Here is a 5,525-nt window from a genome sequence, read left to right as displayed (position 1 = left end):
ATCACCGGCATGGGCACGATCGTCACGCCTACCGCGGGTCCGTTCCCCGTGATCCAGTCCTGCGGAAGCGCGGCAGCGGAATCCGTGACAACGGCCGTCGCCGGTTCCGCGGAGGCTTCTCCGACGACGGCAGCCGTGCCTCTTCGGCGATCAAACCAGGCCACTGTGGAACCTTCTCCCCCGGCAGGTCAGGCCGGAACGATGTTCACCAGTTTGGGCGCTCGGACAATGACCGTCCGGATCTCCCGACCCGCCAGCGTGCGCTGGATCTGGGCGGAGCCGAGCGCAAGCTCCCTGAGTGCATCCTCGGTGATGTCCGCCGGGACTTCCAGGCGGTCGCGCACCTTCCCCTGCACCTGCACGACGGCGGTGACCGTGTCCTGGACGAGCAGCGATTCATCCAGCGGCGGCCAGCCGGCTGCTGCAACCGAAGCGGGATGGCCCAGCCGCTCCCAGAGGTCCTCCGCGGTGTAGGGGGCGAAGAGGCTCAAAATAACCGCTGTCACTTCTGCCGCTTCACGGACGGCAGGGTCCGCGCCGCCCGGTCCCGAGTCGATCGCCTTACGCGTGGCGTTGACGAGCTCCATGAGCTTGGCGATGACCACGTTGAACTTGTTGTTGTGCAGCAGTTCAGCGGCGTCGGCGAGGGTGCGGTGTGTCACCGAGCGCAGCGCACGGTCCCCCAGTGCCGGGTCGGTGCCCGGTGCCGAGGTGACGTCGGCGCCAAGCCGCCAGGCACGGGCCAGGAACTTCGCCGAACCCGACGGCGACACATCCGCCCAGTCGACGTCGTCCTCCGGCGGGGAGGCGAACACCATGGTGAGCCGGATGGCGTCGACCCCGTAACGGTCAAGCTGTTCGCCCAGGTTGACCCCGTTACCGAGGGATTTGCTCATGGCCTTGCCGCCGTTGAGCACCTGCCCCTGGTTCAGCAGCGCGGAGAAGGGTTCGGTGAAGTTGACCAGTCCGAGGTCAAAGAGCACTTTGGTGAAGAACCGGCTGTAGAGCAGGTGCAGGATGGCGTGCTCCACTCCGCCCACGTACTGGCCCACGGGCAGCCACTGGTTGACCTTGTCCGGATCGAACGGCGCGTCGTCGCACTGCGGGTCGGCAAACCGCAGGTAGTACCAGGATGAATCGACGAAGGTGTCCATGGTGTCGGTGTCCCGCGTCGCTGGTCCGGAGCACTGCGGGCACTGTACGTTGACCCACTCGGTTGCCGCAGCGAGCGGCGAGGTTCCCTTGGGCGCGAGGTCCTCCCCGCGCAGATCGCTCGGGAGCCGCACCGGAAGCTGGTCATCGGGTACCGGCACCTCACCGCAGGCACCGCAGTGGATGATGGGGATGGGTGTGCCCCAGAAACGCTGCCGGGACAGGAGCCAGTCCCTCAGTCGGTAGTTGACCGTGCGCTCACCCGTGCCCTGGGCCGCGACCAGTTCGATGGCACGCTGGATGGCCGCTTCCTTGGTCAGGCCGTTCAGCTCACCGGAGTTGACCAGGGTGCCTTCACCGATGGTCGCCTTGCCGGAGAACGCAGGGTCCTCTTCGCCGGTATCCACCACCATGCGCACGGGGAGCTCGAAGGCGCGTGCGAAGTCAAGGTCCCGCTGGTCGTGGGCGGGAACCGCCATGATGGCGCCGGTGCCGTAGTCGGCGAGCACGTAGTCGGCTGCCCAGACCGGCAGCTTTTCGCCGTTCAGCGGGTTCACCGCGTAACGGCCGGTGAAGACGCCCGTCTTTTCCCGTTCGGTGGACTGCCGTTCGATATCGCTCAGCGCGTTCACGCTCTCGCGGTAGCGGTTGAGCGCGGGCGCAAGCTCGCCAGTCACCAGCTCCGCGGCGAGGTCCGCGTCTGCGGCAACGACGAAGAAGGTGGCTCCGTGGAGGGTGTCAGGCCTCGTGGTGAAGACCGTGACGTCGCGGGCAGGCAGGTCATCATCGGCTTCGATGGTGAAAGTTACATGGGCGCCCTCTGACCGGCCGATCCAGTTCCGCTGCATCGCCAGCACCCGTTCAGGCCAGTGACCGGTCAGCGGCTCCATGTCCTCGAGCAGCCGGTCGGCGTAGTCAGTGATACGGAAATACCACTGATTGAGGCTCTTCTTGGTGACCGGGCTGCCGCACCGCTCACACGCGCCGTTGACTACCTGCTCATTGGCGAGCACCGTCTGGTCCCGCGGGCACCAGTTGACCGGATGGTCCTTGCGGTAGGCGAGCCCCTTCTCGAAGAACCGCAGGAACAGCCACTGCGTCCACCGGTAGTAGTCGGGATCCGAGGTGTGCAGCCGCCTGGACCAGTCCGCGCTGATGGCGTAGCGCTTGAAGGACGCCGCCTGCGTGTCGATATTCGCGTAGGTCCACTCGCTCGGATGCGCGTTGTGCTTGATGGCGGCGTTTTCCGCCGGCAGGCCGAAGGAGTCCCAGCCGATCGGGTGAAGAACGTCGTAGCCGAGCTGCCGCCAGTAGCGGGCGACGACGTCGCCCATTGCGAAGGCTTCGGCGTGACCCATGTGAAGGTCCCCGGATGGGTAGGGAAACATGTCCAGCACGTAGCGGCGTTCCCTGCTGCCGTCGTCGACCGGGGTGAAGGTGTTGAGCTGTTCCCAGACCGGAAGCCATTTGGCTTCGATATCCGCGAAACTGTAGGTACCGGCGTCCGACTCTTCGGCCGTGGGTTTCATGCTCACTGTTACTTGCCCTGTCTGTTGATCACTGGTGACCGTCTTCAAATTCGCCGGACCGCTCCCGGTGGTGTGCCTGGACGCCGAACGGGACCCGGACATACAAAAGCCCCTCGACACTTCGAGGGGCGGCCGCGCGGAATGCGCGGCTAGATAAGGAGCAGTTGCGCGAACATGCTTTTACCTTAGCGCAGTTTGGTCTCCGGGGCGTTTTCGAAGCGTTACCATATTTCCATTGGACGCTTTTATCTGTTATTGCGCCCAGGACGCCGAGGCGGAATGCGCCCGCGGCTGATCGGCCAGCCACCCCGAGGGGTGGACTGCTTCGCAGGCACTCTGGCCCGTCGTCGTTAGGTAGACGAACATGACACAGACAATTCCTACCGCAGATCCCTCACCGCTGGCCCTTGGCGATGACGCAGTCGCGCTGGTGCGCCGGTGGCTGCACCTGGATGAGGCACGCACCGCGGCACAGCGGCCCGCAGCCACCGTGAGCTCGCGTGGCTCCAAGTCAGCGCAGCTCCTCGCTGAGGTCCTCAAGGACCAGAACGGACTGGACTTCACGATCGGATTCGTGGACCGGGTGATCCGCCCCGAAGACCCGTCCGTCGCTGCACGGAACCTCGCCCGCCTCGCACGGAAGGCGCCGTCGTTCCTGCCCTGGTATATGAAGGGAGCTGTGCGCCTGGGAGGGGTCATGGCACCGGCCCTTCCCCGGGTGGTTGTGCCCGTTGCGCAGCGGGTGCTGCGCGAGATGGTGGGCCATCTGATCGTTGACGCCCGTCCCTCCCACCTTGGCAGGTCGATCGCCGCCCTGCGCGGGGAGGGCGTCCGCCTCAATATCAACCTTCTCGGTGAAGCAGTGCTGGGCGACCGGGAGGCGGATGCGCGGCTTACCGGAACCCGGGAACTGCTCGCGCGCGACGACGTCGACTATGTCTCCATCAAGGTCTCTTCGGTTGTGAGTACGCTCAACCTCTGGGATTTCGAGGGGACCGTCGAGCGGGTGGCCGAACGGCTGCTGCCGCTGTACCGGCTGGCGGCGTCCTCACCGGCTCCGAAGTTCATCAACCTGGACATGGAGGAGTACCACGACCTCGATCTGACGGTGGCGGTGTTCAAGCGCATCCTGGAGACGCCGGATCTGCGCAACCTAGAGGCGGGAATCGTGCTCCAGGCCTACCTGCCGGATGCGCTCGCCGTCCTCCAGGATCTGACCGCGTGGGCCCAGGAGCGGCGTGCGGCCGGCGGTTCCGCCATCAAGGTGCGCCTGGTCAAGGGCGCCAACCTGGCCATGGAACTGGTGGATGCCGCCGTCCACAATTGGGAGCCCGCCACCCTTCCCAGCAAGCAGGCGACGGACACCAACTACAAGCGCTGCCTGGACTGGGCCCTGCGGCCCGAGAACGCGGACGCGGTCCGGTTGGGCGTGGCCGGGCACAACCTGTTCGATATTGCCCTTGCGCGTACCCTGTCCGTTGCCCGCGGTGTCGAGGACCGGATCGAGTTCGAGATGCTGCTCGGCATGGCCGAAGACCAGGCCGCCGAGGTGCGCAAGGATGTCGGGTCGCTGCTGCTGTACACCCCGGTGGTGAAGCCCGCGCAGTTCGACGTCGCCATCAGCTACCTGATTCGCCGCCTTGAGGAGAACGCGAGCCAGGAAAATTTCATGAGTGCTGTCTTTGAACTGACGAAGAACAGTGAACTGTTCGAGCGCGAGAAGGACCGTTTCCTGGCCTCGCTCGCGGAGCTTGACTCCACGGTTCCAGAGCCCAACCGGTCACAGGCTCCGGACCGCTTCACCGCGACCGGGCCGGGGAAATTCCACAACCAGTCCGATTCCGACCCCTCGCTACCTGCTATCCGGGCGTGGGCCGCCGGCATCCTCGACCGGGTTCCCGGTTCCACCCTGGGTGTTTCCCTGGTCGAGTCCTCCCGGCTCGATGCGGAGGGTGAGGTGGATGCCGCCGTCCGGTCGGCACGCGCAGCACAGCGGGACTGGTCTTCCCGGACCGGTGCGGAGCGGGCGGTGGTGCTCCGCGCTGCGGCTGCCCAGCTTGCTGCCCGCCGGGGTGACCTCGTGGAGGTCTCGGCAAGCGAAACCGGGAAGACCATCGCGGAGTCCGACCCGGAGATTTCGGAGGCGATCGACTTCGCCAACTACTACGCATTTCTCGCCGAAGAGCTGGACCAGGTGGAGGGTGCACGCTTTGTTCCTGCCGCGCTGACCGTGGCCACCCCGCCGTGGAACTTCCCCGTTGCCATTGCGGCCGGATCCGTCCTCGCTCCACTGGCCGCCGGAAGCGCCGTGATCCTGAAACCGGCACCCCAGGCCAAGCGGTGCGCCGCCGTCATGGTTCAGGCCCTGTGGGACGCCGGCATCCCCCGCGACGTGCTGGTATTTGCCGACGTCGAAGAGGGACCCGTCGGCCAGCACCTGATTTCCCACCCGGACGTGGACCGGGTCATCCTGACCGGCGCATATGACACCGCCAGGCTCTTCCGCTCCTGGCGCAGGGACCTGCCGCTGCTGGCCGAGACGAGCGGTAAAAATTCGCTGATCGTTACGCCGAGCTCGGACCTGGACCTTGCCGCCGCCGACGTCGTCAGATCGGCTTTCGGGCATGCCGGCCAGAAGTGCTCCGCTGCATCGCTGGCTATCCTGGTGGGCTCTGCGGGCACCTCCGCCCGCTTCCGCAACCAGCTCATCGACGCCGCGGCTTCCCTGAAGGTCGGGTACCCGGAAGACCCTGAGACCGAGATGGGTCCGATCATTGAGCCGGCCGCCGGCAAGCTCAAGGACGCCCTCACCACCCTCGGAGAGGGTGAATCATGGCTGGAGCT

At 66.0% G+C, this 5,525-nt stretch carries 2 protein-coding genes; one reads left to right on the top strand and one right to left on the bottom strand.

All coding sequences use genetic code 11. From position 1 onward, the window contains the following. Nucleotides 1-188 precede the first annotated feature (188 nt). Nucleotides 189-2,681, bottom strand: coding sequence for a leucine--tRNA ligase (gene leuS, locus X803_RS0103300; protein WP_035777771.1), 2,493 nt, complete (start codon nucleotides 2,679-2,681; stop codon nucleotides 189-191). A 364-nt stretch (nucleotides 2,682-3,045) separates the two neighbouring features. Between leuS and X803_RS17515 the strand changes: the two genes are divergently transcribed. Further along, the coding region (locus tag X803_RS17515) for a proline dehydrogenase family protein (RefSeq protein ID WP_084033329.1) at nucleotides 3,046-5,525 on the top strand (2,480 nt) is incomplete at its 3' end.

This window comes from Arthrobacter sp. 35/47 (assembly GCF_000520475.1).
GTDB lineage: Bacteria > Actinomycetota > Actinomycetes > Actinomycetales > Micrococcaceae > Arthrobacter_D > Arthrobacter_D subterraneus.
Note: the sequence above shows the minus strand (reverse complement) of the source record. Positions and strands in the feature narration are given on the sequence as shown.

Excerpts from the sequence above, each read along its gene's own strand:
- leuS (WP_035777771.1), bottom strand. The coding sequence starts at position 2,681 with ATGAAACCCACGGCCGAAGAGTCGGACGCCGGTACCTACAGTTTCGCG.